This is a genomic window from Pseudomonas sp. WS 5146 (assembly GCF_012985495.1).
GTDB classification, from domain to species: Bacteria; Pseudomonadota; Gammaproteobacteria; order Pseudomonadales; family Pseudomonadaceae; genus Aquipseudomonas; species Aquipseudomonas edaphica.
Window position 1 is genome coordinate 63787 of the sequence record NZ_JAAQWL010000006.1, and the last position, 26733, is coordinate 90519.

General features: G+C 61.0%; 26 protein-coding genes and 4 pseudogenes. 15 read left to right on the plus strand and 15 right to left on the minus strand.

All coding sequences use genetic code 11. The annotated features are described in order from the left end of the window. Positions 1-5: 5 nt before the first annotated feature. The 4 genes from HBO41_RS16960 to HBO41_RS16975 form a co-directional block, all read right to left on the minus strand. Entirely contained in the window at positions 6-446 is a 441-nt protein-coding gene (locus HBO41_RS16960; protein ID WP_169987044.1) for a GNAT family N-acetyltransferase, read from the minus strand. A gap of 25 nt (positions 447-471) precedes the next feature. Continuing rightward, on the minus strand, positions 472-669 hold the full coding sequence (locus tag HBO41_RS16965) for a helix-turn-helix transcriptional regulator (RefSeq protein ID WP_017135296.1): 198 nt from the start codon (positions 667-669) through the stop codon (positions 472-474). A gap of 234 nt (positions 670-903) precedes the next feature. Further along, complete coding sequence (gene queD, locus HBO41_RS16970) at positions 904-1260, minus strand: 6-carboxytetrahydropterin synthase QueD (protein ID WP_003237990.1); 357 nt, start codon at positions 1258-1260, stop codon at positions 904-906. A gap of 76 nt (positions 1261-1336) precedes the next feature. Further along, a complete protein-coding gene (locus HBO41_RS16975; protein ID WP_017135295.1) occupies positions 1337-2416 on the minus strand; it encodes a patatin-like phospholipase family protein in 1080 nt (359 codons plus the stop codon). Between the two features lie 171 nt (positions 2417-2587). Here HBO41_RS16975 and HBO41_RS16980 point away from each other — a divergent pair, with 171 nt between their 5' ends. From HBO41_RS16980 to HBO41_RS16990, 3 genes are read left to right on the plus strand one after another with little or no spacing between them, the layout of a single operon-like run. Then, on the plus strand, positions 2588-2911 hold the full coding sequence (locus HBO41_RS16980) for a PepSY domain-containing protein (protein WP_017135294.1): 324 nt from the start codon (positions 2588-2590) through the stop codon (positions 2909-2911). After that, positions 2911-3579, plus strand: coding sequence for a response regulator transcription factor (locus HBO41_RS16985; RefSeq protein WP_017135293.1), 669 nt, complete (start codon positions 2911-2913; stop codon positions 3577-3579). The genes HBO41_RS16980 and HBO41_RS16985 overlap by 1 nt, the downstream gene beginning before the upstream one ends. Then, entirely contained in the window at positions 3576-4889 is a 1314-nt protein-coding gene (locus tag HBO41_RS16990; protein WP_017135292.1) for a sensor histidine kinase, read from the plus strand. The genes HBO41_RS16985 and HBO41_RS16990 overlap by 4 nt, the downstream gene beginning before the upstream one ends. Positions 4890-4998: 109 nt before the next feature. On the opposite strand, the pseudogene HBO41_RS29890 reads toward HBO41_RS16990, so the two are convergent. Beyond that, positions 4999-5508, minus strand: a pseudogene (locus HBO41_RS29890) (methyl-accepting chemotaxis protein); the annotation flags it as partial. Positions 5509-5856: 348 nt separating this feature from the next. Then, a pseudogene (locus tag HBO41_RS29895) lies at positions 5857-7146 on the minus strand (HAMP domain-containing protein); the annotation flags it as partial. A 308-nt stretch (positions 7147-7454) separates the two neighbouring features. On the opposite strand from HBO41_RS29895, the gene HBO41_RS17000 reads away from it, so the two are divergent. From HBO41_RS17000 to HBO41_RS29905, 3 genes and pseudogenes are all read left to right on the plus strand, one after another. Next, the gene (locus tag HBO41_RS17000) at positions 7455-8774 is read left to right on the plus strand and encodes a Na+/H+ antiporter family protein (protein ID WP_169987274.1); all 1320 of its coding nucleotides are present in this window, start codon (positions 7455-7457) and stop codon (positions 8772-8774) included. Between the two features lie 246 nt (positions 8775-9020). After that, positions 9021-9842, plus strand: a pseudogene (locus tag HBO41_RS29900) (cache domain-containing protein); the annotation flags it as partial. A 102-nt stretch (positions 9843-9944) separates the two neighbouring features. Continuing rightward, the gene (locus HBO41_RS29905; RefSeq protein ID WP_371318509.1) at positions 9945-10700 is read left to right on the plus strand and encodes a methyl-accepting chemotaxis protein; all 756 of its coding nucleotides are present in this window, start codon (positions 9945-9947) and stop codon (positions 10698-10700) included. 65 nt (positions 10701-10765) lie between these two features. Here the strand turns inward: HBO41_RS29905 and yegQ are convergent, their stop codons facing one another. Continuing rightward, positions 10766-12079, minus strand: coding sequence for a tRNA 5-hydroxyuridine modification protein YegQ (gene yegQ, locus HBO41_RS17010; protein ID WP_169987048.1), 1314 nt, complete (start codon positions 12077-12079; stop codon positions 10766-10768). Between the two features lie 266 nt (positions 12080-12345). Between yegQ and HBO41_RS17015 the strand changes: the two are divergent. Further along, positions 12346-12792, plus strand: a pseudogene (locus tag HBO41_RS17015) (thioredoxin family protein); the annotation flags it as partial. Between the two features lie 93 nt (positions 12793-12885). Beyond that, positions 12886-13953, plus strand: a complete 1068-nt coding sequence (locus HBO41_RS17020) for an AI-2E family transporter (protein WP_017135286.1) — start codon at positions 12886-12888, stop codon at positions 13951-13953. A 17-nt stretch (positions 13954-13970) separates the two neighbouring features. On the opposite strand, the gene HBO41_RS17025 is transcribed toward HBO41_RS17020, so the two are convergent. The 3 genes from HBO41_RS17025 to HBO41_RS17035 all read right to left on the minus strand — a co-directional run bounded on the left by HBO41_RS17025 (position 13971) and on the right by HBO41_RS17035 (position 15048). Then, positions 13971-14153, minus strand: a complete 183-nt coding sequence (locus HBO41_RS17025) for a hypothetical protein (RefSeq protein ID WP_017135285.1) — start codon at positions 14151-14153, stop codon at positions 13971-13973. 90 nt (positions 14154-14243) lie between these two features. Further along, positions 14244-14438: a hypothetical protein gene (locus HBO41_RS17030; RefSeq protein WP_010211349.1), complete on the minus strand. Its 195-nt coding sequence runs from the start codon at positions 14436-14438 to the stop codon at positions 14244-14246. A 256-nt stretch (positions 14439-14694) separates the two neighbouring features. Then, positions 14695-15048 (minus strand): hypothetical protein, encoded by a 354-nt coding sequence (locus tag HBO41_RS17035; protein ID WP_017135284.1) that lies wholly within the window; start codon positions 15046-15048, stop codon positions 14695-14697. Positions 15049-15204: 156 nt separating this feature from the next. On the opposite strand from HBO41_RS17035, the gene HBO41_RS17040 reads away from it, so the two are divergent. Next, complete coding sequence (locus HBO41_RS17040) at positions 15205-16023, plus strand: shikimate 5-dehydrogenase (RefSeq protein WP_169987050.1); 819 nt, start codon at positions 15205-15207, stop codon at positions 16021-16023. 114 nt (positions 16024-16137) lie between these two features. Here HBO41_RS17040 and HBO41_RS17045 read toward each other — a convergent pair whose 3' ends face one another. Further along, complete coding sequence (locus HBO41_RS17045; RefSeq protein WP_017134565.1) at positions 16138-16788, minus strand: YceH family protein; 651 nt, start codon at positions 16786-16788, stop codon at positions 16138-16140. 117 nt (positions 16789-16905) lie between these two features. Between HBO41_RS17045 and HBO41_RS17050 the strand changes: the two genes are divergently transcribed. After that, a complete protein-coding gene (locus HBO41_RS17050) occupies positions 16906-17415 on the plus strand; it encodes a DUF1993 family protein (protein ID WP_017134564.1) in 510 nt (169 codons plus the stop codon). A 69-nt stretch (positions 17416-17484) separates the two neighbouring features. Here the strand turns inward: HBO41_RS17050 and sstT are convergent, their stop codons facing one another. Further along, the gene (gene sstT / locus HBO41_RS17055) at positions 17485-18705 is read right to left on the minus strand and encodes a serine/threonine transporter SstT (protein WP_017134563.1); all 1221 of its coding nucleotides are present in this window, start codon (positions 18703-18705) and stop codon (positions 17485-17487) included. 242 nt (positions 18706-18947) lie between these two features. On the opposite strand from sstT, the gene HBO41_RS17060 reads away from it, so the two are divergent. Then, complete coding sequence (locus HBO41_RS17060) at positions 18948-20105, plus strand: MFS transporter (protein ID WP_169987052.1); 1158 nt, start codon at positions 18948-18950, stop codon at positions 20103-20105. 126 nt (positions 20106-20231) lie between these two features. Here the strand turns inward: HBO41_RS17060 and nhaR are convergent, their stop codons facing one another. Further along, entirely contained in the window at positions 20232-21134 is a 903-nt protein-coding gene (gene nhaR, locus HBO41_RS17065; protein ID WP_017134561.1) for a transcriptional activator NhaR, read from the minus strand. Between the two features lie 134 nt (positions 21135-21268). Between nhaR and HBO41_RS17070 the strand changes: the two genes are divergently transcribed. From HBO41_RS17070 to mnmH, 4 genes are all read left to right on the plus strand, one after another. Beyond that, positions 21269-21520: a hypothetical protein gene (locus HBO41_RS17070; RefSeq protein WP_017134560.1), complete on the plus strand. Its 252-nt coding sequence runs from the start codon at positions 21269-21271 to the stop codon at positions 21518-21520. A 28-nt stretch (positions 21521-21548) separates the two neighbouring features. Continuing rightward, entirely contained in the window at positions 21549-22298 is a 750-nt protein-coding gene (locus HBO41_RS17075) for a TerC family protein (protein ID WP_017134559.1), read from the plus strand. A gap of 93 nt (positions 22299-22391) precedes the next feature. Further along, positions 22392-23426, plus strand: a complete 1035-nt coding sequence (gene selD / locus HBO41_RS17080; RefSeq protein WP_017134558.1) for a selenide, water dikinase SelD — start codon at positions 22392-22394, stop codon at positions 23424-23426. After that, complete coding sequence (gene mnmH / locus HBO41_RS17085; RefSeq protein WP_169987054.1) at positions 23426-24529, plus strand: tRNA 2-selenouridine(34) synthase MnmH; 1104 nt, start codon at positions 23426-23428, stop codon at positions 24527-24529. The genes selD and mnmH overlap by 1 nt, the downstream gene beginning before the upstream one ends. A 117-nt stretch (positions 24530-24646) precedes the next feature. Here mnmH and HBO41_RS17090 read toward each other — a convergent pair whose 3' ends face one another. Further along, the gene (locus HBO41_RS17090) at positions 24647-25702 is read right to left on the minus strand and encodes a permease (RefSeq protein WP_169987056.1); all 1056 of its coding nucleotides are present in this window, start codon (positions 25700-25702) and stop codon (positions 24647-24649) included. A gap of 199 nt (positions 25703-25901) precedes the next feature. Next, positions 25902-26603, minus strand: coding sequence for a histidine phosphatase family protein (locus HBO41_RS17095; protein ID WP_169987058.1), 702 nt, complete (start codon positions 26601-26603; stop codon positions 25902-25904). Between the last annotated feature and the right edge of the window lie 130 nt (positions 26604-26733).

Genomic DNA, 26733 nt, shown 5'->3' on the forward strand with positions numbered 1-26733 from the left:
TGCTCCTATAGATGTTTGATCATAAATACGCGGCGCAGGCCGTGTTCCTCGGCGCGATGGGTTTGCACATAGCCACGGCGACTGTACAGCGCGAGGTTCTCGGTCATCACCTCATTGGTGTACAGGCGGATGGCACTGTAGCCGGCATCAAGTGCCTGCTGTTCGGCAAAATCCATCAGTTGTCGGCCGAAACCAAGGCCCTGGGCTTGTGGGGTGACGGCGAGGTTATCCAACAGCAACGCCGTGTCGGTGTGCCTCAGGATAACAAAGCCTTGAACTTGCCCGGCGTGGTCCAGCACATGCACGCCCCCGTCTTCGACCAACTGCGGGTAGTCCTCCAGCATTGGCCCGGGCTTGCGGCCGATGCGCTCAATGTAGGGCGCATAGGCAGCCTGGACGATGGCCTCGATAGCGGCACTATCGTTGGCAGTGGCGGGGCGTATCAATTCAGCGTGCTCCTGTCATAAAGGCTCAGTCCACTGGTGCTTCGAAGATCGCTTCGATGGGCCGTTCGAACACCTTGGCGATCTTGAACGCCAGCGGCAAGCTCGGGTCGTAGCGGCCGGTCTCGATGGCGTTGATGGTCTGGCGCGACACGCCCAGGCGCTGCGCCAGATCGGCCTGGGACCAACCCAGTTCTGCGCGTAACTGGCGCAACTGATTATTCATTGATAGCGCCTTGTGCCAATGATTGTGGCCACACACCAGACGCCGCCCATGATCGGCCAGACCATGAAGGCCGACAGGCGCGGCAGGCCCGCGGTTTCCAGGAAACCGTCGCTGAAGTTTAACCAAAGGATGCTTTACGTTGGGTGTGCAGGTTTTTCATGTCAAGCACGCTTTACAACTGCAGTGGCCAGGCATAAAAAAACCACCCGCAGGTGGTTTTAAACACTCAAGCGCTTACTCGCCGCGATAGATGCAACCGCTGGTGCAGGTCTCGTGGATGCGAATTGCGCTGAGTTCCGGCAACAGGGGCTTGAGTTCGGTCCAGATCCACTTGGCCAGCACTTCGCTGGTCGGATTCTCCAGGCCAGGGATGTCATTGAGGTAGTTATGGTCGAGGCGCTCGTAGAGCGGCTTGAAAATCGCCTTGATTTCCGAGAAATCGCGGATCCAGCCGGTATGGGGATCCAGGTCGCCGCTCAGGTGGATAGCCACCTTGAACGAATGCCCGTGCAGGCGCCCGCATTTGTGGCCTTCCGGTACATGGGGCAGGCGGTGGGCGGACTCGAAGGTAAACTCTTTGAAGATTTCCACAGTATTTTCAGCTCGGTCAGGTATCTGGCAGGCGTCGAGTTTAACAGTTTGATCCTCTGCCGCGCATACCGCTGGGTTACAGCGCTTGCAGCCGCTCGCCCAGCCCACCATTGTCCGCCAGTTGCAGGAACTCATCCCCCAGCCGTCGGCTTTCGCTCATCGCGGTTTGCCAGTATTTGTTGCGGCTAGAGTCATCGCCCATAAAGCGCTTGAAGTCGCTGCGGTCCGGCAATTTCCCATGGGGCAGACGGGCCAGGTAGTCTTTGGAGGGCGCCAGTAGCAGCACATCCTGCAAGCCTTGTGGATTACTGCGTCGCCACGGCAGGCCCTTGTCGAACCAGCCGGGGATCACCCGGTCGGTGAAATGCGGGTACAGCACAATGTCGTCGCCGTGATAGGGCAGGTCGAGGTGATAGTCCAGCAGGCCACCGTCGCGGTAAGTGCCCGTGCCTGCGCCGGGCAGGTCGCGCACGCCTTGCATCACCATGGGGATGGAACCGGAGGCCAGCAGCGCCTGGCGCAGGTTGCCCACCTGCAGGTCGAGGAAGCGTGAGGGAAAGTCCGTCAGCGCATGCACCGGTGGCGCCTGGCGCGGGTCGTGGATGATCAACCGCTCAAAATGCCGCGACAGCCGCGCACGGCCACGCAGGTTGTCGGCAATCACCGACGACAGGCCCAGCCCCAGTCGCCCACGGTGGTCATCGGCGAGCAGGCCGTGGCTCTTGACCACCATGATATTCAGGCGATAGTCGGGGTTGTCCAGCACCCGCGCATCACGGCCGGCCAACAGGTCGTCGAGCATGCGCTGGCAGCTGTGGCTGACTTCGGCCATGGTCACGCCCTTGGCAAAGCGTTGTTCGTTGTACAAGCGGCCGAGGTCCAGCAGGCCTTGCACCGGGTCGGGCAGGCACGCACTGGCGAACCGCCAGGAGCCGATGGACGCGCCGATCAGTGCACGCTCACGCGGCGCGCGTGGCAGCCAATCGCCGAACAGCGCCAGGTCCAGGCCTTGAATGCCCAACGCCTTGGGGCCACCGGCCGCACCGGGTAGGATACCGACATCCGCCGGCGCAAGGCCTTGCTCGCGAATGCGTGTGAAAGCGCGTTTGCCGGCCTTGAGGGTCAGCGCGGGAAACTTGATGTGGATGGCAGTCATACAGGTCTCGGTTGCAGCGAACAGGCAATATAAGAGAATTCCTGCAGCGATGGGTAAGGTTGCCGATTGAAAATTGCCATGGTGGCAATTCAGTTTCAGTTAAGTTGTCACGGGTACCGTGGTGGCCCATGTCCCGCATCGGGCCGCCCTCAAGGAACATCAGGATACGTAATGAAGGTAAATCTACGCGCGGGCAGTCAGGTGGCGCTGGTATTGCTACTGAGCAGCGCCAGCCTGTCGGCCCATGACCTTGGTCAGGATGAAGCCCTGCGATTGCGTCAGGAGGGCGTCATCGCGCCGCTGGAACAGTTGCTGGGGCCGGCGCTGGAGCGCTACCCGGGTGCCAAGCTGCTGGACGCCGAGCTTGAGGAGCACAAGGATCGCTCGGTGCGCTATATCTACGAAATCGAACTGTTGACCGTCGAAGGCGTGGTGCGCGAAATCGAGCTCGACGCCAGTACCGGTAAGCTGCTCAAAGATAAGGAAGACGACTGATGCGCCTGCTTCTGGTGGAAGACAACGTACCGCTGGCTGATGAACTGTTGGCCGGTCTGCAGCGCCAGGGCTACGCGGTCGACTGGCTGGCCGATGGGCGCGACGCCGCGTATCAAGGCCGCAGCGAACCCTATGACCTGATCATCCTCGACCTCGGCTTGCCGGGCCTGCCGGGCCTGGAGGTGCTCGCGCAATGGCGCGCCGCGGCCTTGGCCACGCCCGTGCTGGTGCTGACCGCGCGCGATTCCTGGGCCGAACGTATCGAAGGGCTAAAGGCCGGCGCCGACGATTACCTGAGCAAACCCTTTCACCCCGAAGAACTCTACCTGCGCATCCAGGCATTGTTGCGCCGTTCCCACGGCCAGGCCAACCAGCCGACGCTGCAAGCCGCCGGCCTGCACCTGGATGAAGGGCGCCAGTGTGTGCTGCGCGATGGCGACGAGATCCAGCTGACCGCCGCTGAATTCCGCCTGCTGCGCTACTTCATGCTGCACCCGGAGCAGATTCTGTCGAAAAGCCATCTGGCCGAACATTTGTATGACGGCGAAACCGAGCGCGACTCCAATGTGCTGGAAGTGCACGTCAACCACCTGCGCCGAAAATTGGGGCGCAGTGTGATTGAAACCCGGCGTGGCCAGGGTTACCGGTTTGGCGCCGCCCCGGCATGAGGTCGATTCAACGGCGTTTGAGCCTGGGTCTGATCAGCGTCATGGTGGTGGTGGGCGTGGTGCTGGCGCAAACCAGTTTGTGGTTGTTCGAGGCCGGTTTGCAGCGCTACCTGGAAGCCGGGCTGCGCAACGACAGCGAGAACCTGCTGGCCGCACTGGTGCGTGGGCCTGAGGGTGTTCATTTGGATGAGCAGCGTCTGTCACCGGCCTATCAGCGACCGTTTTCCGGGCATTATTTCCGCATTGATTTTGCCGACGTTCACTGGCGCTCCCGCTCGTTGTGGGACCAGGAACTGCCGCGCCTGACCGAGCCGGGGCTCAAGGGCAACCTGCAACTGGGGCCGGAACGCCAGCAACTGCTGGTGTTGCGTTCGGACTACAAGCGTTTCGGCCAGTCAATTTCCATCAGCGTGGCCCAGGACTACACGCCAGTGCGCGAAAGCTTTCGCCTGATGCGCCAGATCGGCCTGATCATCGGCTTGGCGGCGCTGTTACTGGTGCTGATCCTGCAACGGGTCACCGTGCGCCGCGCCTTGCGCCCGCTGGAGACGGCACGCAACCAGATTGCCCAACTGCAACAGGGCCGGCGCTCGCAACTTGATACCCAAGTGCCGCTGGAACTGGAGCCGTTGGTGGCGCAGATCAACCATCTGCTGGCCCATACCGAAGACAGCCTCAAGCGCTCACGCAATGCTTTGGGCAACCTCGGCCATGCGCTGAAAACCCCATTGGCGGTGCTACTGAGTGCAGCCTCCAGTGAAGCGCTCAAGGACCACCCCGAAATCGGCAAGCTGCTGCGCGAGCAGCTTGACCAGGTGCAACAACGCCTCAACCGCGAACTTAACCGCGCCCGCCTGGCCGGTGAAACCCTGCCCGGCGCGCTGTTTGACTGTGAAAAAGAACTGCCCGGCCTGCTGGCCACCTTAAGCATGATCCACGGTGAACACCTGGACTTGAGCTACCACGTCGACCCCGGCCTGCAATTGCCCTGGGACCGCGAAGACCTGCTGGAACTGCTCGGCAACCTGCTGGATAACGCCTGCAAATGGGCGGATGCCGACGTGCGCTTGACGGTCAGCGAAACCCCGCGCAGCTTTCTGCTGGCAGTCGAAGACGACGGCCCCGGCATCCCGCCGGCTCAGCGTGAGCAAGTGCTCAGCCGGGGCGCGCGTCTGGATGAGCAGATTGACGGCCATGGCCTGGGGCTGGGGATTGTGCGGGATATTGTCGAGGTGTGGGGCGGTACGTTGCGGTTGCAGGACAGCGAGCTGGGCGGGCTCAAGGTGCTGATCGAATTACCCAAACGTTGAGATCGTTCCCACGCTCTGCGTGGTAACGCCGCCTTGGACGCTCGGCGTCCCGCTGTCGACGGGCGACGCGGAGCGTCACAGGAGGCGCGCCCACGCGTGGGAACGATCATTACACCCGAAACTGATCCATCAACCCCTGCTGCTGATTCGCCAGGCTGTTCAACGCCTGGCTCACCCGCGCCGATTCATTCGCCTGCTCCGACAGCGATTCAGTCACATCCCGTATCGTCGCCACATTGCTGTTGATCTCTTCGGCCACGGCGCTTTGCTGTTCGGCGGCGCTGGCGATTTGCAGGTTCATGTCGCTGATCACCGTGACCGCCTCACCAATCTGACGCAGGGCGGTGACCGCCTGGCCGACCTGTTCGACACTGCCTTGGGCCTGCCGATAGCTATTGCCCATGGAGCCAACCACGTCGGTGGTGCCGCTTTGCAGGTGCTCAATCACCAGGCGGGTTTCTTCTACCGACTCCTGGGTGCGCTGCGCCAGGTTGCGTACTTCGTCGGCGACCACCGCAAAACCACGCCCAGCCTCACCGGCGCGGGCGGCTTCGATGGCGGCGTTGAGTGCCAGCAGGTTGGTTTGCTCGGCGATGCCGCGAATCACTTCCAGCACCGAACCGATCTTCTCGCTATTGGCCGCCAAGCCTTCGACCTGGGCCATGGCGGTGCTCATATCCGCCGCCAGGTTGCCGATATTGGTGGTGGTGCGGTCGATCACACTCAAGCCGTCGCGTGTGGCCTGGTCGGCATCGCGTGCGGCGTGTGCCGCCTGGGCAGCACTGCGGGCGACGTCCTGGGCGGTGGCGCTCATTTCGTGGGAGGCGGTGGCCACTTGGTCGACCTGACGGTATTGCTGCTCCATGCCGGCGCTGGTTTGCGTGGCGATTTCGGCGGACTGGTCGGCAGTGCCACGGGCGTCCTGCACGGAGCGTTTCACTTGGGCAATGATCGGTTGCAGCTTGTCGAGGAAGCGGTTGAACCAGCCGGCCAGTTGGCCCAGTTCATCCTGTTTGTCGTAGGCCAGGCGGCGGGTGAGGTCACCTTCGCCGCTGGCGATGTCTTCGAGCATGCGTGCCACGCCGAGGATCGGCCGGGTCACGCTGCGGGCCATCAGCCACACAAGCACTAAGCCAACCACGGCCGCCAGCAGGCCCAGGCTCAGTTCCAGCAGCGTGCCACGGGCGTTGTCCGCGTCCAACTGCGCCTTGAGTGTTTCGGCGGGGCCGACCAGGACTTTTTCCGGCACATCCAGCAACACGCCCCACGGCTTGCCGCCGGGAATCGGCGCGAAGGGCGCCAGCACCTTGAGTTGATGGTCGGTACGCAGGCTGCTGGTCTGAGGGTTACTGGCCAGTACGCTGATCAGTTGCGCGCCGCTGGCGCTGTCGACCTGATCCAGACGCTGGCTGAGTTTGCCGGCGTCCGGGCTGTAGCCTGCGAGCAAACCGGTGGGGCTGAGGATGCTGACCTGGGTCTGGCCGTCATACAGCTTCTGGCTGGCCTGTTGGCTCACGGCCTGCAGGCTGTTGAGGTTGATGTCCACCGACAGCGAGGCAATAACTTTGCCGTTGACCATCAACGGGAAGACGATGCTGGTCATCAGCACGTTTTGCCCGTCGATCACATAAAAGTACGGTTCGATCACGCAGGGTTTCAGCGTAGTGCGTGGGCAGGTGAACCAGGCGTTAGCCTTTTCGCCGCTGGGGCCGACGCTGATGTCGGCCATGTCGCTTTCGGGTAGTGACATGGAGGTGAGTTTGCCGGGTGTGGGCTGCGACCAGTAGAGGGCGAAGCGGCCTTTGTCGTTGCTGCCCAGTTCTGCCTGATTGGCGAACAACTCGTCCTTGCCGTCCAGCGCATTGGCCTCAAACACCAACGACAGGCCGAGCAGATCGGGGTTGGCTTGCAGGGCGGCCTTGACTTGGCGGGTCAGGTCTTCGCGGGTATCGAAGGCGTCGAGGAAACGTTTTTCCGCCTGCTCACGCAAAAACAACACTTGGCGCGAAAAACCATGGCCGTACTGATAGGCGTCCATGAATTGCTGGCGAATGCCCAGCGCCTGCACTTCACCTTGGGCCTCGATGCGCGCCTGGGCGGACGCGTCGAGCATCTGCATGCTGGACGCTTTGACCTGCTGTGAACTCTGCTCCATGCGAAAAAGCGACAGACCCACCAGCAGGGTCACGATCCCCAGCAGGCACAGGCCCGCGAGCAGGGTGATTTTCCATTGAATGGAGAGCTGTCTAAGCGACATCGAGGAGCATCCTTAACCTGAAAACACAGAGAGCCTTTGTATCGGCTGCCTTTCACGCTTCTTTATTCTGTGGCGAGGGAGCTTGCTCCCGCTGGCGCTCCAGTGCGCAGCGCTCCTGTTTTTTTGGGGCTGCTGCGCAGCCCAGCGGGAGCAAGCTCCCTCGCCACAGTTTTTGACATGACGGCCCGCCTGCGGCAAAGTGCGCGCCCTCTAATAAGACCTCTTAAAGCCTGCACACGGACGCCACTAGATGGCCGCCCGGTCGCGGGCCTGTCTGTTTTTTATGTTTTTTGCTTGAGGTAACCATGATTAACGCAGTCATCGCCGCGGTCGGCACCATGCTGGTGCTCAGTTTGTCCCGTGTGCATGTGGTCATCGCCATCATCGTCGGCGCCCTGGTCGGTGGCTTGACCGGCGGGTTGGGCATCGAGGCCACGCTCAAGGCGTTTAACGGCGGCTTGGGCGGCGGCGCGACCGTGGCGTTGTCCTACGCCTTGCTCGGCGCTTTCGCGGTGGCGATTGCCAAGTCCGGCCTGGCGCATGCATTGGCGGACAAGGCGCTGCTGTTGGTCGATCGCCAGGAAGCCACCGGCGGAAGTCATGTCAAATGGCTGCTGATTGGTCTGTTGTGGGTGGTGGCGATTGCTTCGCAGAATATTCTGCCGATCCATATTGCGTTTATCCCGCTGCTGGTGCCGCCACTGCTTTACGTGCTGACCAAGCTGCAACTGGACCGCCGGCTGATCGCCTGCGTGATGACCTTCGGCCTGATCACGCCCTACATGTTCCTGCCGGTGGGCTTCGGCAATATCTTCCTTAATCAGATCCTGTTGGCCAACGTGGCCAAGAGCGGCGTGGACATCAGCCAAGTCAACGTCACCCATGCCATGGGCTTGCCCGCGTTGGGCATGGTGGTGGGCCTGCTGGTGGCGGTGTTTATCAGCTACCGCAAAAAGCGTGTGTATGACCTGGAAAAAATCGAGCGCGTCGAGCAAGTAGCCGTGCAGTACAACCCGCTGACCCTGCTGGTGGCCGGGCTGGCAATTGCCTCGGCGTTTATCATTCAGCTGTGGCTGGATTCGATGATCATCGGCGCCCTGGCTGGGTTTCTGATCTTTTCGGTGTCGGGCATTGTGCGCTGGCGCGAAACCGACGACCTGTTCACCGAAGGCATGAAGATGATGGCGATGATCGGCTTCATCATGATCGCCTCATCGGGGTTTGCCGAAGTGCTCAAGGCCACCGGTGACGTGCGCTCACTGGTGGAGGCCTCGGCGGCATTCATTGGTCACAGCCGTGGTGTGGGCGCGCTGCTGATGTTGCTGGTGGGGCTGTTGGTGACCATGGGCATTGGTTCGTCATTTTCTACGGTGCCGATTCTGGCGGCGATTTTTGTGCCGTTGTGTGTGCAGCTGGGCTTCAGTCCGTTGGCGATTGTGTGCATCGTGGGTACGGCGGGGGCGCTGGGCGATGCCGGTTCGCCAGCGTCGGACTCCACGCTCGGCCCGACTTCCGGCCTGAATATTGACGGCCAGCATCACCATATCTGGGACACCGTGGTGCCGACCTTCCTGCACTACAACATTCCGTTGCTGGCGTTTGGCTGGTTTGCCGCGATGACCCTCTAGTATCTGGAACAGGTTCAATTGTGGCGAGCAGGCTTGCCCTGCGTTGGAGCGCGAAGCGGTCCTGAATCCAGACACCTCGATCTACCTGGCGTGTTACGGCGCCTGAAAAGGGGGCTGCTACGCAGCCCAACGCAGGGCAAGCCTGCTCGCCACAACAGTCCAGTCGCCACTCAGCCAAGGTGTCCTACAGATATTTCGCCACTGGCCGTTAACCTCTCAAGTCGCCACGAATAAGAGAGAAAAGCCATGCGTCTGAGTTTGAAGGCCAAAGTCCTGTCCCTGGCCGTCGTGCCTGTGTTGTTGTTTGCCGTGGTCATCAGCCTGACCACGGTGTGGATCCTGCAGGGCCAGGCGCGCAATGAGGTGGATGAAACCCGCCAGCGCCTGCTCAATGACGCCAAGGCCACGCTGCAAAGTTATGTGGAAGTGGCGATGACCACCATCAAGCCGCTCTACGACGCGGCCGCCCCCGGCGACACGGCGGCGCGGGCGCAGGTAGTCAAACTGTTGTCCAACACCACCTACGGCAAGGACGGCTACTTCTTCGGCTACGACTCCGAGACCATCCGCCTGTTCAAGGGCAACAGCCCGGACGGCGTAGGCAAGAGCTTCAAGGACAACCGTGACCCCAACGGTGTCTACGTCAACCGCGACCTGGTCAAGGTCGGCAAGGACGGCACCCACTACCTGCAATACAGCTCGACCCAGCCCGGCCAGACCGAACTGGTGCCGAAGCTTGGCTACACCGAATACTTGCCCAAGTGGGACATGGTGATTGGTACGTCGGTGAACCTCGATGGCATCGAAGCCCAGGTGGCGGTGGTCGAGGCCAAGGTCGAAAAACGCATGGAAGGCGTGCTGCTGAGCATCCTTGGCGTGGCGGTGGTGGTGCTGCTGGTGATTGCTGCAGTGGGCATGTTGGTGGCCAATACCATCTTGCGCCCACTGAGCCTGATGAAAGCCAACCTCGACGATATCGCCGCGGGCGAGGGCGACTTGACCCGCCGCCTGGCCATCACCAGCCAGGATGAGTTGGGGGACTTGGCCGGCGCGTTCAACCGCTTTGTCGACAAGATCCACGGCCTGGTGCGCCAGATCACCGAGATGACCGCGCAACTCACCGGGCTGGTCAGCCAGGTGTCCGATCAGGCCCAGCGCTCGGAAACCGCCATGGAACGCCAGCGCCACGAGACCGATCAGGTGGCCACCGCGATCAACCAAATGTCCTCGGCGGCTCACGAAGTGGCGCGCAGTGCCCAAGGCGCTGCGGTGGCCGCGCAACAGACCGACGCTGAAGGCCAGGCCGCCAAGCGGGTAGTGGATGGCAGTATCGCGCAGATCCATGCGCTGGTGAACGACATCCGCAGCAGCGGCGTGTCCCTCGACAGCTTGCAGCAGGACGTGTCGTCGATCGTCAGCGTGCTCGGCGTGATCCGCTCGATTGCCGAGCAGACCAACCTGCTGGCGCTCAACGCCGCCATCGAAGCCGCACGGGCAGGCGAGGCTGGTCGCGGGTTTGCGGTGGTCGCCGACGAGGTGCGTGCGCTGGCCAGTCGCACGCAAACCAGCACCCAGGAAATCCAGGGCATGATCGACCGCCTGCAAAAAGGCACCGTCGCCGCCGTGGATGCCATGCGCCGCTCCAGCGATGCCGGTGATGGCACTTCGGCCCAGGCCAACCAAGCCGGCGCGTCGCTGGATACCATGGCGCAGTTGATCGGCACCATTAACTCGATGAACGCGCAAATCGCCAGCGCCGCCGAAGAGCAGACCGCCGTGGCCGAAGAGATCAACCGCAGCGTGCATCAGATTGCCGTGGCGGTGGACAGCGTGGCGGATGAAACCCAATTGGGCGCGCAAACCTCGCGCAGCCTGGCGGACCTGGGCCAGCGCCTGGGGCAGTTGGTGGGGCAGTTCAGGATCTGATCAACCCTGGCCTCAGCGTATGTTTGCCTGGCGCTGATACAAATAGGCCTGTCACCGCCCCTGTGTTAGACGTCACGCATCAGCAGGCCGAAGCGCAGGTCCATGTCGCTCGGCAGTGGCACATACACCGTGTGCCCATCCCCCGGCGCCACGTCTATGGCCTCGCCCTTGGCGTTGTGCAGGTTGGTCAGGTCAAAGTGAAAGTTGCCGGCCGGTGTCATCAATTCCAGATGATTACCCACGGCAAAGCGGTTTTTCACCTTGACCTCGGCCAGCTCGCCCCGGCGCTCGCCGGTCAATTCGCCGACAAACTGCTGGCGCTCCGACACCGAGCTGCCGTTCTGGTAGTTCTGGTATTCGTCGTGCACATGGCGACGCAGGAAACCTTCGGTGTAGCCGCGTTGGGCCAGGGACTCAAGATCAGTCATCAGGTTGCGGTCAAACGCACGGCCAGCCTCCGCATCGTCAATGGCCTGACGATACACCTGGGTGGTGCGCGCGCAATAGAAGTGGGACTTGGTGCGCCCTTCGATCTTCAGCGAATGCACGCCCATGTGCGCAAGGCGCTCCACGTGCTGCACGGCGCGCAGGTCCTTGGCGTTCATGATGTAGGTGCCGTGTTCGTCTTCGAAGGCGGGCATCTGCTCATCCGGGCGATTGGCTTCCTGCAGCAGGAACACCTGATCGGTCGGCGCGCCGATACCCAAGGTCGGTTCACACTGCTGGACGATATCGCCCGTGGCGTTCTCCACCGCCGGCGTGGCCTGGTATTTCCAGCGGCACGCGTTGGTGCAGGTGCCTTGGTTGGCATCGCGCTTGTTCATATAGCCGGACAACAAACAGCGCCCGGAATAGGCCATGCACAGGGCGCCGTGCACAAACACTTCCAGCTCCATGGCCGGCACCTGTTGGCGGATTTCGCCGATTTCTTCCAGTGACAATTCCCGCGACAGAATCACCCGGCAGATACCTTGCTGCTGCCAAAACTCGACGCTGGCCCAATTCACCGTATTGGCCTGTACCGACAAGTGAATCGGCATGCACGGGAAGTGACGGCGTACCAGCATGATCAAGCCTGGGTCGGACATGATCAACGCGTCCGGCCCCATGGCGATCACCGGGGCCAAATCCTTGAGGAAGGTCTTGAGCTTGGCGTTGTGCGGGGCAATGTTGACCACCACGTAGAAACGCTTGCCCAGTGCATGCGCCTCCTGGATGCCGAGTGCGAGGTTGGCGTGGTCGAACTCGTTATTGCGCACCCGCAGGCTGTAGCGCGGCTGGCCGGCGTAGACCGCATCGGCGCCGTAGGCGAAGGCATAGCGCATGTTTTTCAGGGTGCCGGCGGGGGCGAGTAGTTCGGGGGCAATCACGGGGGGCATGGGCTCGGGTCGCAAAAGGTCGCGAGCGTAAAGGAGCTGGCACACGCATTTATTGATCCAGGTCGGGCTTTTGCGGGTTTTGTATCGCTGTGTATCGGCGGGTGCCGTTCGACACAGGCGTGATACCTCAGAGGGTTTCAATAGGCACTCTGCGACTCGACAAGGTAATCACCATGCGACCTATCACATTCCTGTTTACCAGCCTGCTGCTGGCTTTCGCTCTGACCGCAAGCTGGATGGCCAGTGGCGAGAGCAAGCAACCTGCGGGTGCCACGCCGTCGCTGGCGGGAGCGGTCGAATGGCTCAACTCACCGCCTCTGAGCCTTGAAGCGCTCAAAGGCAAAGTAGTGCTGGTGGATTTCTGGACCTATGACTGCATCAACTGCCGGCGTGCGCTGCCCTACGTCAATACCTGGGCCAAACGCTACGAAAAAGACGGTTTGGTGGTGATTGGCGTACACACGCCCGAATACGCGTTTGAGCACATCCCGGCCAACGTCAAGGAACAGGTGCGCAAGCTGGGCATCGGTTATCCGGTGGCTATCGACAATAACTACGCGATCTGGCGCAGCTTCGATAACCAATATTGGCCGGCCCACTACCTGATCGATGCCAAGGGGCACGTGCGTTACAGCCACTTCGGTGAGGGACGCTACGAGGCTCAGGAACAGGTGATTGAAGTACTGTTGAATGAGGCCAGGGCGATTCAATGAGGCGGTCTACGCTTGAAGGGCACTCCCAGGTTCTGCCGCGGACTAAGCAACAGGGCCGCTGAAGGCCCTCTGCTTTTCTGACATGGACCGGACATGAACCAAACCAACCTTCAATTCAAAACCCTGCTGTTATTGCTGGCCCTGGTGACCATCGCCTTTATCTGGATATTGCTGCCGTTCTATGGCGCGGTGTTCTGGGCGGTCATCCTTGGCATCATCTTCGCCCCGATGCAGCGGCGCCTGCAGCAACGCTTCAGCTGGAACCGCAACCTGACGTCCCTGGCCACCCTTACGGTATGCCTGGTGATCGCAATTTTGCCGGTGATCATCACCAGCGTGCTGCTGGTGCAAGAGGGCGCCACCCTCTATAAAAATATCGAAAGCGGCAAATTGGACGTGGCGGGGTATATCGAACAGTTCAAGAACATCCTGCCACCGTACTTCCAGCACCTGCTCGACCGCTTCGGCATGGGTAACCTGGAGGGGCTGCGGGAAAAGATCGTCAAGAGCGCCATGCAAGGCAGCCAGTTCTTTGCCACCCAGGCGTTCAGCTTCGGCCAGGGCACGTTTGATTTCCTGGTGAGCTTTTTCATCATGCTGTACCTGCTGTTTTTCCTGCTGCGTGACGGCCCGGAACTGGTGCGCAAAGTACGTACGGCGGTGCCGTTGGCCGAGCCGCAAAAGCGCCGGTTGCAACTCAAGTTCAATCGGGTGGTACGTGCGACCGTCAAGGGCAACGTGTTGGTCGCCGTGACCCAGGGTGCGCTGGGCGGTTTGATCTTCTGGTTTCTGGACATTCCCAGCGCGTTGCTCTGGGCGGTGTTGATGGCGTTTCTGTCGTTGCTGCCAGCCGTCGGCGCGGGGATCGTATGGGGGCCGGTGGCCGCCTACTTCCTGTTGAGCGGTTCGATCTGGCAGGGCGTGGTACTGGGCTTGTTCGGCGTGTTCGTGATCGGGCTGGTGGACAATGTATTGCGTCCGATTCTGGTGGGCAAAGACACCAAGATGCCGGATTACCTGATCCTGATCTCGACCTTGGGCGGCCTGTCGGTGTTTGGCTTGAATGGCTTTGTGATCGGGCCGCTGGTGGCGGCGCTGTTTATGTCCAGTTGGGCGTTGTTTGTCGAAAGCAAGCCGCGGGTCAAACTGCCATTGCCCTAGTTCTCAGGCGTGAGGCTTCAGGCATGGAGCCTGAAGTTCGACACCTGTTGTTGCTGTTGTTGCGCAGCGGACAGCGAGGTGAGCGGGCCGCTGATGGTTTCGCCATCGCGTACCACATACCAGCAGGCCAGCAACCCGAGCTCCCGGAGTGGGGCGGGGACGGCACTGCCGACAACGGACATGATTTGAACAGTAGGCATAGGCACCTCCAAAGGTATGGGGGTCACCTTACGGGCTGATGGCGCGTAGGAAAAATCACCCTTCTCGATAGTCAACATTAACGCCAGGCGTCAATCCACTACTTGATCGAGCATGTTCACCACTTCCTGCTCGCTGAGCAGGCCTTTGCGCACCAGGTTTTCTGCCAGCAGCGCGAGAAATTTTGCGCTGCGGTGGCCCTCTAGGTGCTTGAGTTCGGTAAGTGCGCTGTAAACCTTGCTGGACGTGCACAGGCCAGCGGTGCGGTGCGGGTTTTGCGTGGGCATGGTCAGTCGTCCTTAATTGTTATTGGGTGGACCGCTCGATAGTGAGACCGTTGAGTGACGTAAACATGACAGCGCAGGCCCAGGTCAAGCAAGTGGACATTTGACCGTCATGATGTGGGATTGCGGCTCGGGCATTGTCCTCATAGCGACCTTGGCATGATAAAACCGGGCTTTTCAGGCAAAACTCAGGCAAAACGCAGGTAAAAAAAGACCCCGCGTGTGGGCGAGGCCTGTTCATTTCTAACCTGACTGCGTGTTACCAGCCGCGGCCATAATAACCGTGGGGAGGGCCATAGTAGCCACGTGGTGGGCCGTAATAGACCGGCGCCGGGCGGTAGTAAACCCGCTGTTGCACATACACCGGCGGTGGCGGTGCGTAGTAGACCGGCGGCGGCGCGGCATACACCGGTTGCGGCTGGACATACACCGGTTGCTGCACGTAAACCGGCTGGGATTGGCTGGCAACTACGGAGCCAACAACGGCTGCGCCGATCAAACCACCCAATATGGCCGGGCCACCCCAACCACCACCGTGGGCGGAGGCTTGGCCTGCCATAGCGAGTGCGCCGATAAGCAAGGCGATTTTGGGGATTTTACGAATCATGGTCATTCCTCGGTTAGCCCCTGCGCTTGTGGTCTGCAATCAATAGACTCAAGGATTGTCGCGGGGATACTTTTAAGACAACGTATTTCTGAAAAACAGCACCGCCGCTAGGTAAAGGTTGTGTAAGGTCTGTACCGATTTGCTTACTCAAAGGAGTTTTCCATGCAGATGCACCCCAACAAGGACACCCAACTGTGCATGTCATTGTCGGCGCGTCCCGGGAATTTTGGCTTGCGATTTCACAACCATCTGTACGAACAGCTGGGGCTGAACTTCTACTATAAAGCCTTCAGCAGCCAGGATTTGCCCGGCGCGATCGGCGGTATTCGGGCGCTGGGCATCCGTGGTTGCGGGGTGTCCATGCCGTTCAAGGAAGCTGCCATTGCCCTGGTCGATGAGTTGGATGCCTCGGTCAAGGCCATTACTTCGCTCAACACCATCGTTAACACCGACGGCCATCTCAAGGCCTACAACACCGACTACATTGCCGTGGAACAATTGCTGAAAAAGCACGCGGTGCCCAAGGATTCGACCTTCGCGCTGCGTGGCAGCGGCGGCATGGGCAAGGCGGTGGCCAGTGCCCTGCGTGACGGCGGTTATGCCAACGGCGTGATTGTGGCACGCAACGAAGCGGCGGGCCGGGCGTTGGCGCAGAGCCTGGGGTATGAGTGGCAAGCAGAGCTGGGCGAGTTGCGCCCACAGATGCTGGTCAACGTGACGCCGATCGGCATGACCGGCGGTGCAGAAGCGGACCAGTTGGCCTTTGCGGCCGATGCTGTGGACGCTGCAGACACTGTATTCGATGTGGTGGCGATCCCCGCCGAAACGCCGTTGATCGTGCGCGGGCGTGCCCAGGGCAAACGGGTGATTACCGGGTTGGAAGTGATCGCAATCCAGGCGTTGGAGCAGTTTGTGCTGTACACCGGTGTGCGGCCGACGCAAGAGCAGTTTGAGGCGGCGGTGGCCTTTGCCCGAACCTAAAGCGCTGCGCAGATCCAAATGTGGGAGCGGGCTTGCCCGCGATGAGGGCGTGTCAGCCGCCTTATACGTCACTAACCCACCGCAATCGCGGGCAAGCCCACATTTTTAATCGGGTTAAGCCTGTTCCAACTGGGCCAGGCGCTCTTCCAACGCTGCGATCCTGGCTTCAAGCTCCTCAATACGCTCCACCGAAACTCCGCCGGCCGAACGCTCCACCGGGCTCCCGCGTGCCGCGATGATCGCCTCAATATCCGCCGGATCCCCCAACGCATGGGTATAACGATCTTCCCGTTGCCCTGCCTGGCGCGGCACCAATACTGCCAGCCCGCGCGCAATCAGGCGTTCAAGCTGGTGCACGACCTGTTCGGCATCTTCAAAGTCATGCATGCGCCCGCTGCGGGTCAGCAGTTCGTTGACGGTCTGCGGCCCGCGCAGAAACAGCAGCCCGATCAGGATTACCTGGGCCGGCACCAGCTCCAGTGCCTTGTCCACCCGATGCTCCCAGCGGTCGGCGCGGCTGCCCATCACCAGTCGGGTAAAGCCTTGGCCCTCGAGCACCCGCAGGCTCTGGCCGACCTGGCCCTGGCTCAAGTTGGTCACCGGTTCCCGGCTGGTCTTCTGGTTGCAGGCCAACACCAGCGCATTGAGTGTGAGCGGGTAGGTTTCCGGGTTGGTCGCCTGTTTTTCGATCAGGCAGCCCAGGATGCGGATTTCCGTGCTGTTCAGGCGCGGCTCAGGGGTGTCGGTGTCGTGCTCGGCGGTCATCGCGCTTTCCCTATGCAGTGAAGCTCACTAGCCTAATCCTGAAAAAATAAAAGACAAGCCGCAGGCATGGCTATAATCGCCGCTGGTTCCAAACCCTGCCATCACCGTGAGACTGTCATGACTATTTCCCTGTACGCCGCCTCCATCCCGGTCTTCAAGCAAATGCTCAACGCGCTGAGCGACGTGCTGAACAAAGCCGAAGCCCACGCCACCGCCAAGAACATCGAACCCAATGCCTTGCTGCAAGCGCGTCTGTTCCCGGACATGTTCCCGCTGGTGCGCCAGGTGCAGATCGCCGTCGACTTCGCCAAGGGCGTTTCCGCGCGCCTGGCCGAGATCGAAGTGCCGAAGTACGAAGACAGCGAAGTGACCTTCGCCGATCTGCAAGCACTGATCGCCAAGGTGCTGGCATTTGTCGACACCATCAAGCCTGAGCAAATCGACGGCAAGGAAGGCATCGAGATCATCACCCGCCCAGGCACGCCGAAAGAGAAGCGCTTCAGCGGTCAGTCTTACCTGCTGACTTATGGCCTGCCGCAGTTCTTCTTCCACGTCACCACCGCTTACGCTTTGCTGCGTCACAACGGTGTGGAAGTGGGCAAGCGCGATTACATGGGCGCTTTCTAAGCATCCAGATACAAAAAAAGCCCGGGATCGTTGCTGTCGAACGCCCCGGGCTTTTTTACGCCTGGATAGTTAAGCCGTTTGCTCTTCCTTGCCCAGGCAGGCGGCTGCCGTGAACAGCACATCGGTGGACGAGTTGAGCGCGGTTTCCGCCGAGTCCTGCAGCACACCGATGATGAAGCCTACGGCCACCACCTGCATGGCGATCTCGCTGGGAATGCCGAACAGGCTGCACGCCAGGGGAATCAGCAGCAACGAGCCACCGGCCACACCCGACGCGCCGCAGGCACATACCGCCGCGACCACGCTGAGCAGCACGGCGGTTGGCAGGTCCACGGCAATACCGAGCGTGTGCACGGCGGCCAGGGTCAACACGGTGATGGTAATCGCCGCGCCGGCCATATTGATGGTGGCGCCCAGCGGGATCGACACCGAGTAAGTGTCTTCATGCAGGCCCAGGCGTTTGCTCAGCGCCAGGTTCACCGGAATATTCGCCGCCGAACTGCGCGTGAAGAACGCGGTGATGCCGCTTTCGCGCAAGCACATCAGCACCAGCGGATAAGGGTTGCGGCGCAGTTTCCAGAACACGATGGCGGGGTTGATCACCAGCGCGACAAACAGCATGCAGCCGATCAGCACCACCAGCAGGTGGGCATAGCCGAGCAGGGCGCCGAAACCGGAGGTGGCCAGGGTCGAGGCCACCAGGCCGAAGATACCCAGCGGCGCAAAGCGGATGACGACGCGCACGATCAGGGTGACGCCATTGGACAGGTCATCGAGCACCGTGCGAGTGGTAACACCTGCATGGCGAATCGCGATGCCCATGCCGATGGCCCAGGCCAGGATGCCGATAAAGTTGGCATTCATCAGCGCGCTCACCGGGTTATCCACCACGCTCAGCAGCAGGCTTTGCAGCACTTCGCCGATACCGCCGGGGGCGCTGACGGTGGCGTCATGGGTAGCCAGCACCAAAGGCGACGGGAACAGCATGCTGGCAACCACTGCGACGACGGCAGCGGCAAAGGTGCCGAGCAGGTACAGGAACAGGATTGGCTTGATATGGGTTTCCTGGCCATGTTTATGGTTGGCGATAGACGCCATGACCAAGACAAACACCAGAATCGGCGCAACGGCCTTCAGCGCGGTGACAAACACCTTGCCGATAAAACCAGTGGCTCGCGCAGCCTCGGGCAACAGCAAGGCCAGTAAGATACCGGCCACCAGGCCGATGACAATTTGGGTGACCAGGCTGACGCGCATCAGTCGTTGCAGCAGGGAAGGGGCAGCAGTCATAAACAGTTGTCTCTAGTTTTTTTAGTAGGACGCAGCATTGCAGGCACATAGCGACGTAGGAAGCAGGCACAAAGTCTAACATGCTGTAGGAAGCGTCCCGTTTCGGTGCGGCATTCCGTCACCCTCAACTGTAGGGTTTGGCCAGGCCAAGGCCTATTCTGTTAAGATTGCGGCCTCTCATCTTTCCTCTCCGTCAGCGAGCCCTTCGGGCTGTCGTTGATGTCGTCGTTTCTGGAGTTTTCATGTTGTTCCCTATCCTGCTGCTGTCGGCCGCCGGTTTTACCGTGCTGACCACAGAATTCATCATTGTCGGGCTGCTGCCGTCGATCGCCCGCGACCTGAACGTCAGCGTGTCCCAGGCCGGGCTGCTGGTGACGTTGTTCGCGTTTACCGTGGCGGCATTCGGGCCGTTCCTGACCGCATACTTCGCGCGGTTCCAGCGCAAGCGCCTGTTTATCTGCATCCTGATCATGTTTGCGCTGGCTAATACCGTGGCGGCATTGGCGCCGAACATCTGGGTCATGGCCTTGGCGCGCTTGATTCCGGCGTTGGGTTTGCCAGTGTTTTGGGCCTTGGCGAGTGAAACGGCGGTGGATATCGTCGGGCCGGAGTTTGCCGGCCGGGCCATTGAAAAGATCGGTTTCGGGATTGTCTGCGCCACGGTGTTCGGCATTCCGGTTGGCACCTTGATCTCCGATATGTTCGGCTGGCGCACAGCGTTTGCGATTCTCGCCGTGGTGGCGTTGGCCAAGGCCTTGCTGCTGTTTATCTACCTGCCGGTGACCACACCGAAGAACGATCAGGTGAGCCTGCGCTCGCAGTTCAAGCTCCTGCGCAACCCGTTGATGCAGGGCCATATCCTGCTGTCGATCCTGGTCTTCAGCGGCATGTTTACCGCTTACACCTACCTGGCAGACATCCTTGAGCGCCTGGCCGGCTTCGACGGCACGCTGGTGGGCTGTTGCCTGATGGGTTTTGGCGCAGTGGGCCTGATCGGCAACGCCCTCGGCGGGCGTGCGGTGGATCGTCACCCGCTGATTGCGTCCATGGTGTTTTGCGGGTTCATGATCGCCGGCATGGTCGCGGTGGTCCCGGCGATTCACTCCACCCTCGGCCTGGCAGCGGCGATGGCAGTGTGGGGCGTGACCCAAGCGGCGATGTTTCTGGTCAGCCATGTGCGCCTGATGAAAGCCGCGCCCCACGCCCCGGCGTTTGCGGCGTCGCTGAATATCGCTGGCGCCAACTTGGGTATTGGCCTGGGGGCAATGGTGGGTGGGCATGTGATCGACACCCTTGGCCTTGCCAGCCTGGGGTTTGCGGCGTCCGGATTTATCCTCGTATCGATCCTGCTGGCGCTGTGGTTGATGACCGCCGAGCAGCCGATGGCGTCCAGCGCCTGAGTCAGCCTGGCTGGGACGGGATCAGGCTTATGTGGGAGCCGGGCTTGCCCGCGATGCAGGCACCTCGGTGTATCAGTAAGACCGAGGTGATGCTATCGCAGGCAAGCCAGCTCCCACACCTTGCCGTCAGGGCAGGGCGGTAAACAGCTCGCGCCGCGCCCCTTCGGTAATCGCCACGATGCCGGGGTGCTTGATCTTGCGTTCCACCGAGATCGCGTAGAACGACTCGGTGACCGCATCGGTCTGGCCGATCAGCGCCACGCCATATTGGCGCACCACCTCATCGGCGATCACGCTGGGGGCGATAAATATCCCGCTGCCCGACTGCCCAAACGCCTGCATCAACGCGCTGTCGTCGAACTCGCCGATGATCTTCGGCTGGATCTGCTGCTCGGCAAACCAGCGCTGCAAGCGGCTGCGCACCACCGTCTCCGCACCCGGAATCAATAACGGCGCGCCCTGCAGGCAGTGTGGGAAATCGCCGCCGTATTGGTCCGCCAATGCCTGGGTGGCGAAAAAGCTGATGCCGCACTCCCCGAGTTTCTGACTGTAGCCTTTGATGTCCAGATGCGTGGGCATAGGGCTGTCGGAGATCACCAGGTCCAGGCGCTGGATCGCCAGGTCGGCCAATAACCGTTCGAGTTTGTCTTCGCGGCAGGTGATGCGCATCGGCTCGCTCAACTCCATGGTCGGCGCGATCAGCCGATAAACGATGGATTTTGGCACCACATCCGCGACCCCGACCCGAAACAGGATCTGCTGTTCGTCGGGTGCTGCGCGCAACATGGCTTCCAGCTCGTTACCGGTCTGGAACATCTGCTCGGCATAGGGCAAGGCCCGTCGCCCGGCTTCGGTGAGTTCCAATTGGCGACCGACACGCTGAAACAGGGCGATACCAAAGGTCTGCTCCAGCAGGCTGATCTGGCCGCTGATGGTCTGCGGCGTGAGGTTCAGTTGCTCACAGGCGCGCACAATGCTGCCGGTCTTGGCCACCACCCAGAAGTAATGCAATTGTCGATAATTGAGCATGGCGGTCTACACTTCGTAAAAACCGAAGTATACGTGAGAAAAATACGAATTTTACTGAACTGTTCAGCTGCATAGAATGCCTCGCTATCGAGGGGCCACTATTTGGACCCAATGGTTCTAACGAGGAAAACATGATGAAACTCAATTCCCTGGGCGCGGCGTCCGTCCTTGCGCTTTCATTGGTGATGATCAGCGGCTGTGATCAAGTCGAAAAGAGCGCGCAGCAGGTGCTGGGCAAAGCCACCGAATCGGCCAAACAAGCCATCGATGACACCCACAAGGCCGCCGAGCAGGCATTGAGTGAAGCGACCCAAGGTTTGATCAAACCTGAAAAAGACGCTGAGCAGGCCGAAAAAGAATCTGAAACCCAGCGTAAAGAAGCTTAATTTCCCAGCACAACGTCAGGACTGACCTATGGACTACCTTTTACAACTGGCCGCCAGCCCGACCGCCTGGGTGGCACTGGCCACCTTGATCGTCATGGAAATCGTGCTGGGCATCGACAACCTGATCTTCATCTCGATCCTCACCAACAAGCTGCCCGAAAAACACCGGGCCAAAGCGCGGCGTATCGGCATCAGCATGGCGTTGATCCTGCGTCTGGGCCTGTTGAGTACCATCGCGTTTATCGTGCAACTGACCGCGCCGGTGTTCGAAATTTTCGGCCAGGCGTTTTCCTGGAAGGACATGATCCTGATCGCCGGTGGCCTGTTCCTGGTGTGGAAGGCCACCACCGAGATCCACCACAGCATGGACCCGGAGCCCGAGGAGAAAGCCAGCGTCAGCAACACCGTGGCCATCGGCTTTGCCGCCGCGATTGGGCAGATCCTGTTGCTCGACCTGGTGTTCTCCATCGACAGCATCATTACCGCCGTGGGCATGACTGAGCACTTGCCGATCATGATCATCGCCGTGGTGGTCTCGGTGATCGTGATGCTGGTGGCGGCCGAGCCGTTGGCCAAGTTCATCAACGACAACCCGACGGTGGTGATGCTGGCCCTGGGCTTCTTGATCATGATCGGCATGACGCTGATCGCCGAAGGTTTCGGCGCCCATGTGCCAAAAGGCTATGTGTATGCGGCCATGGCGTTCTCGGCGGTGATCGAATGCCTGAACATTGCCCGGCGTAACCGTCACAAACGCTTGCTCGCAGCCCGCCCGTAAGCGCTGAAGCAAAAAGCCGGCTGTGCTCACAAGAGCCCAGCCGGCTTTTTGCTGTCTGTTAGAATCGGCCCACTTGATACCTTGAGGTCCACCATGAACGAGCCGATTCGCCTCACCCAGTACAGCCACGGCGCGGGTTGCGGCTGCAAGATTTCGCCCCAGGTGCTGGAAGTGATCCTCGCCGGCAGCGGCGCACAGAACCTCGACCCCAACCTGTGGGTGGGCAACGCCTCGCGTGACGATGCGGCGGTGTACGCCATCGACGACGAACGCGGCGTGGTCTCCACCACCGACTTTTTCATGCCGATTGTCGATGATCCGTTCGACTTCGGCCGTATTGCCGCCACCAACGCGATCAGCGATATCTACGCCATGGGCGGCGACCCGCTGATGGCCATTGCGATTCTGGGCTGGCCAGTGAATGTGCTGGCGCCGGAAGTAGCCCGCGAAGTGATCCGTGGCGGCCGCTCGGTGTGCGACGCCGCCGGTATTCCGCTGGCCGGCGGGCACTCTATCGACGCGCCGGAGCCGATCTTCGGCCTGGCCGTGACCGGCATCGTGCAAAAGCGCCATATGAAGCGCAACGACACCGCCACCGCGGGTTGCAAGCTGTACCTGACCAAACCGCTGGGCATCGGCATCCTTACCACCGCCGAGAAGAAGGGCAAATTGCGCGAGGCGGACATCGGCCTGGCCCGTGACTGGATGTGCACGCTCAACAAGCCTGGCAGCCGTTTTGGCAAGTTGGCCGGCGTAACGGCAATGACCGATGTCACCGGTTTCGGCCTGTTGGGTCATCTGGTGGAAATGGCCGACGGCAGTGGTCTCACCGCCCGCATCGAATATGCCAAAGTCCCACGCCTGGCCGGGATCGAGGACTACCTGGACCAAGGCTGCATGCCCGGTGGCACCTTGCGTAATTTCGACAGCTATTCAAGCAAGCTGGGGCGTCTGCAGGAACTGCACAAGCGCGTGCTGTGCGACCCACAGACCAGCGGCGGCCTGCTGATCGCCGTTACCCCGGAGGGCGACGCCGAGTTTCACTCTGTGGCCGCAGAACTGGGCCTGAGCCTTGAGCCAATCGGCGCACTGGTTGAGCGACAGACCCACGCGGTAGAGGTGTTTTGATGGCAACTGACATCACCGACTACCGCGATATCTTCCTCAACGATCGGCCGATGATGGATACCCGCGCGCCGATCGAGTTCACCAAGGGGGCGTTTCCCGGTGTGGTCAACCTGCCGCTGATGACCGACGACGAACGCCAACGGGTCGGCACCTGCTACAAACAGCAAGGCCAGCAAGCGGCCATCGTGCTGGGGCATCAGTTGGTGTCCGGGGCCATCAAGGCCGAGCGCATCGAGCATTGGGCGCAGTTCGCCCAGGCCAACCCCGACGGCTATCTGTACTGCTTTCGCGGCGGGCTGCGGTCGCAGATCGTGCAGCAATGGTTGAAGACCGAGGCGGGTATCGACTATCCGCGTGTCGGCGGTGGTTATAAGGCCATGCGTACCTTTCTGCTGGAGACCCTCGAGCAAGCGACGGCCGAGTGTGATTTCGTCTTGCTCGGCGGCATGACCGGGACCGGCAAGACCGAGGTGTTGAGCCAGTTGCGCAATGCCTTGGACCTTGAAGGGCACGCCAACCATCGCGGCTCCAGCTTCGGCAAGCGCGCGACGGCGCAACCGTCCAACATCGACTTTGAGAACCGCCTGGCGGTGGACCTGCTGAAGAAACGCGCGGGCGGTATCGAACAGTTTGTGGTCGAGGACGAAAGCCGCATGATCGGCAGCTGTGCACTGCCGTTGCCGTTGCATAAGGGCATGCAGACCTTCCCGGTGGTGTGGCTGCAAGACAGTGTTGAAGGCCGCGTCGAACGGATTCTGCGCGATTACGTGGTTGATCTTTGCGCCGAATTTATCGCGGTGTTTGGCGAAGGCGGGCAGGCGTTGTTTGCCGAGCGCTTGACCCAGAGCCTGGCCAACATCCACAAGCGCCTGGGTGGCGAACGCTTCCAGCGCTTGCAGGCCATTTTGCAAGATGCCCTGGCAGAGCAGGCGCGCAGCGGTGCTGTGGATTTACACCGGGTGTGGATCGAAGGCCTGTTGCGCGAGTATTACGACCCGATGTATGCGTTCCAGCGTGAAAGCAAAGGCGCGCGAATCGAGTTTGCCGGGGAGCAGGGCGCGGTGGTGGCGTACTTGCGCGAGCGGGTTGCCAGGCGGGGGTGATGCGGTGGGTTTGAGGGCCTCATCGCAGGCAAGCCAGCTCCCACATTTGACTGCATTCACAGATCAACATGTGGGAGCTGGCTTGCCTGCGATTAGGCCCTAAGCCCACAACAAAGCCTAAAGAATCACCGCCCCGATCAACCCACACACCACCCCCACCAGCATGGTCAGCCCGGCCACCGTCACCAGCACCCGCGCGTCGAAGTCCTTGCGCAGCATCAACAGCGACGGCAGGCTCACGCTGGGCAAGGTCATCAGCAACGCCACGGCCGGGCCGGTGCCCATGCCCAATGTCATCATGGTTTGTACGATAGGAATCTCGGCTGCCGTAGGAATGACGAACAGCGTGCCGACGATGGCCAGCGGTATCAGCCACACCAGGCTATTGGCCATGGCCCCGTCGACATGGGGAAACAGCCACACCCGCGCGGCGCCCAGAATCAGCACGGCGACGATATAGATCGGGATCGTGCTCCAGAACAGCTGCCACAGAGTCCGCAGCCACCGGCTCAAAAATGGCTGCGACTCGGTCTGACTCGCGTCAGCCACTGCGTCCAGTGCCGCTTCCGGCACATGGTCGGGACGGGCAATGCGTTGTGCGACCAGCGACACGCCCACCACCAGCACAATCCCCGCCACCAGGCGTAACGCGGTAAAGCCCCAACCCAGCACAAAGCCCATGAACACTAAGGTTGCCGGGTTCAGCACCGGGTTGGCGATCCAGAAGGCCAGCGCCGCGCCCACCGACACCTGCTGACGGCGCATGCCCGCTGCCACCGGGGCCGCGCAGCAACTGCACATCATCCCCGGCAAGGCGAACAGCCCGCCACGCAGGGTCGAACCCAGCCCGGCGCGGCCAAACAGGCGCAATAGCCAGTCGCGGGGGATCAACACTTGCAGCAGTGACCCCAGAATCACCGCCAATACGGCAGCTTTCCAGATCGCCAGGAAATACACCTGGGCATAGGCCAATGCCGCGGCCAAAGGCGCGCTTTGCTGATCGTTGAGAATCGAGGCGCCGATGCTGTGGTTATCCGCAGCGACAAAGGCCTTGAGGTAGTAGGGCGACCACTTCACGTAATAGAGGCCGATGCAGGCCACCAATATGAACAGCGCTGGTTTCCACCAGAACGACCAGCCCCGGTTGGGCTGGGTGGAGATGAGGTTGGGCATGGTGCAGGTCCGCAGATGATTCAATAGCGGGCCATCATACGCGCCTACCACCGATCGTTCCCACGCTCCTGCGTGGGAATGCAGGCTGAGACGCTCTGCGTCGAGACGCTGGCCCCAGCACCTGAACCTCGCGCAGGGTGAAAGTTGAGCGTTACGGAGTGAATTCCTACGCGGGAGCGTGGGCTCTATCTGCAGGGCTTCAGATATCCGCGCTCACTTGGGTTGCTGCCGGGCATGTCTGCTCGCCGTTATCCAGGCCTTGCTTGTAGTTGCGGCTCAGCAGCGAAGCCTTGCCGTTGTGCCAGGTCAGTGTCAGTACATAGAGCGTGTCGTAATCGCCACCGGACCAATCGTCCGTGATGGTGTGTTTTTCACCCGAGGCTTCACTGGCCACCCGGTTGATCAGCTCCGGCAAATAACCGTGTGACCAGGCGGTGTAGATGATGGAATTGTGGTACTTGTCTTCCACCAGCTCATCGGCGAGGTCGTGGGTGTCATTGGCGGAGAACTTGATGTTCACCGGCAGGCCGAGCTTGATGGCGCTGGGGCTGATGGTCATCAGGGGGCGAATGTAGCTGTAGGAGTTGTCGTGCTCGCCTTCCTCGACATTGCGCGTCGGGTTGGGCGCAAATACGTAGTTGGCCTTGCCGAATTTTTCCGGCAGCACGGTGGCCAGGTTCATCGCGCGGTTCAAACCCTGGCAATTGAGCTGGCCGAGGCCGCCGACGGGTTTTTCGCCGTGGCGCAGGAACACCAGGGTTTGCACACCGTCCACCGGCGCGGCGCGGCTGATTCGCGACTCCAGGGTCAGACCGATGGCGCCGCCCACCAGCAACAGCGGCAACATGATGTAGGCATAACGTTTAAGACGTTGCGCAAGGCACAGAGGCTTGATTGTCATTGTAGGTTCGAGTCTTCAGTGCGGCGATTAAGGCGGGCAAGCCTGGCCCCAGCGACGCATCCGGCGTGCTGCGGTTTAACCTGTGATTGTTACGGCGTATCTCCTTTCACCGTCATGGCGCAGTTAAGAG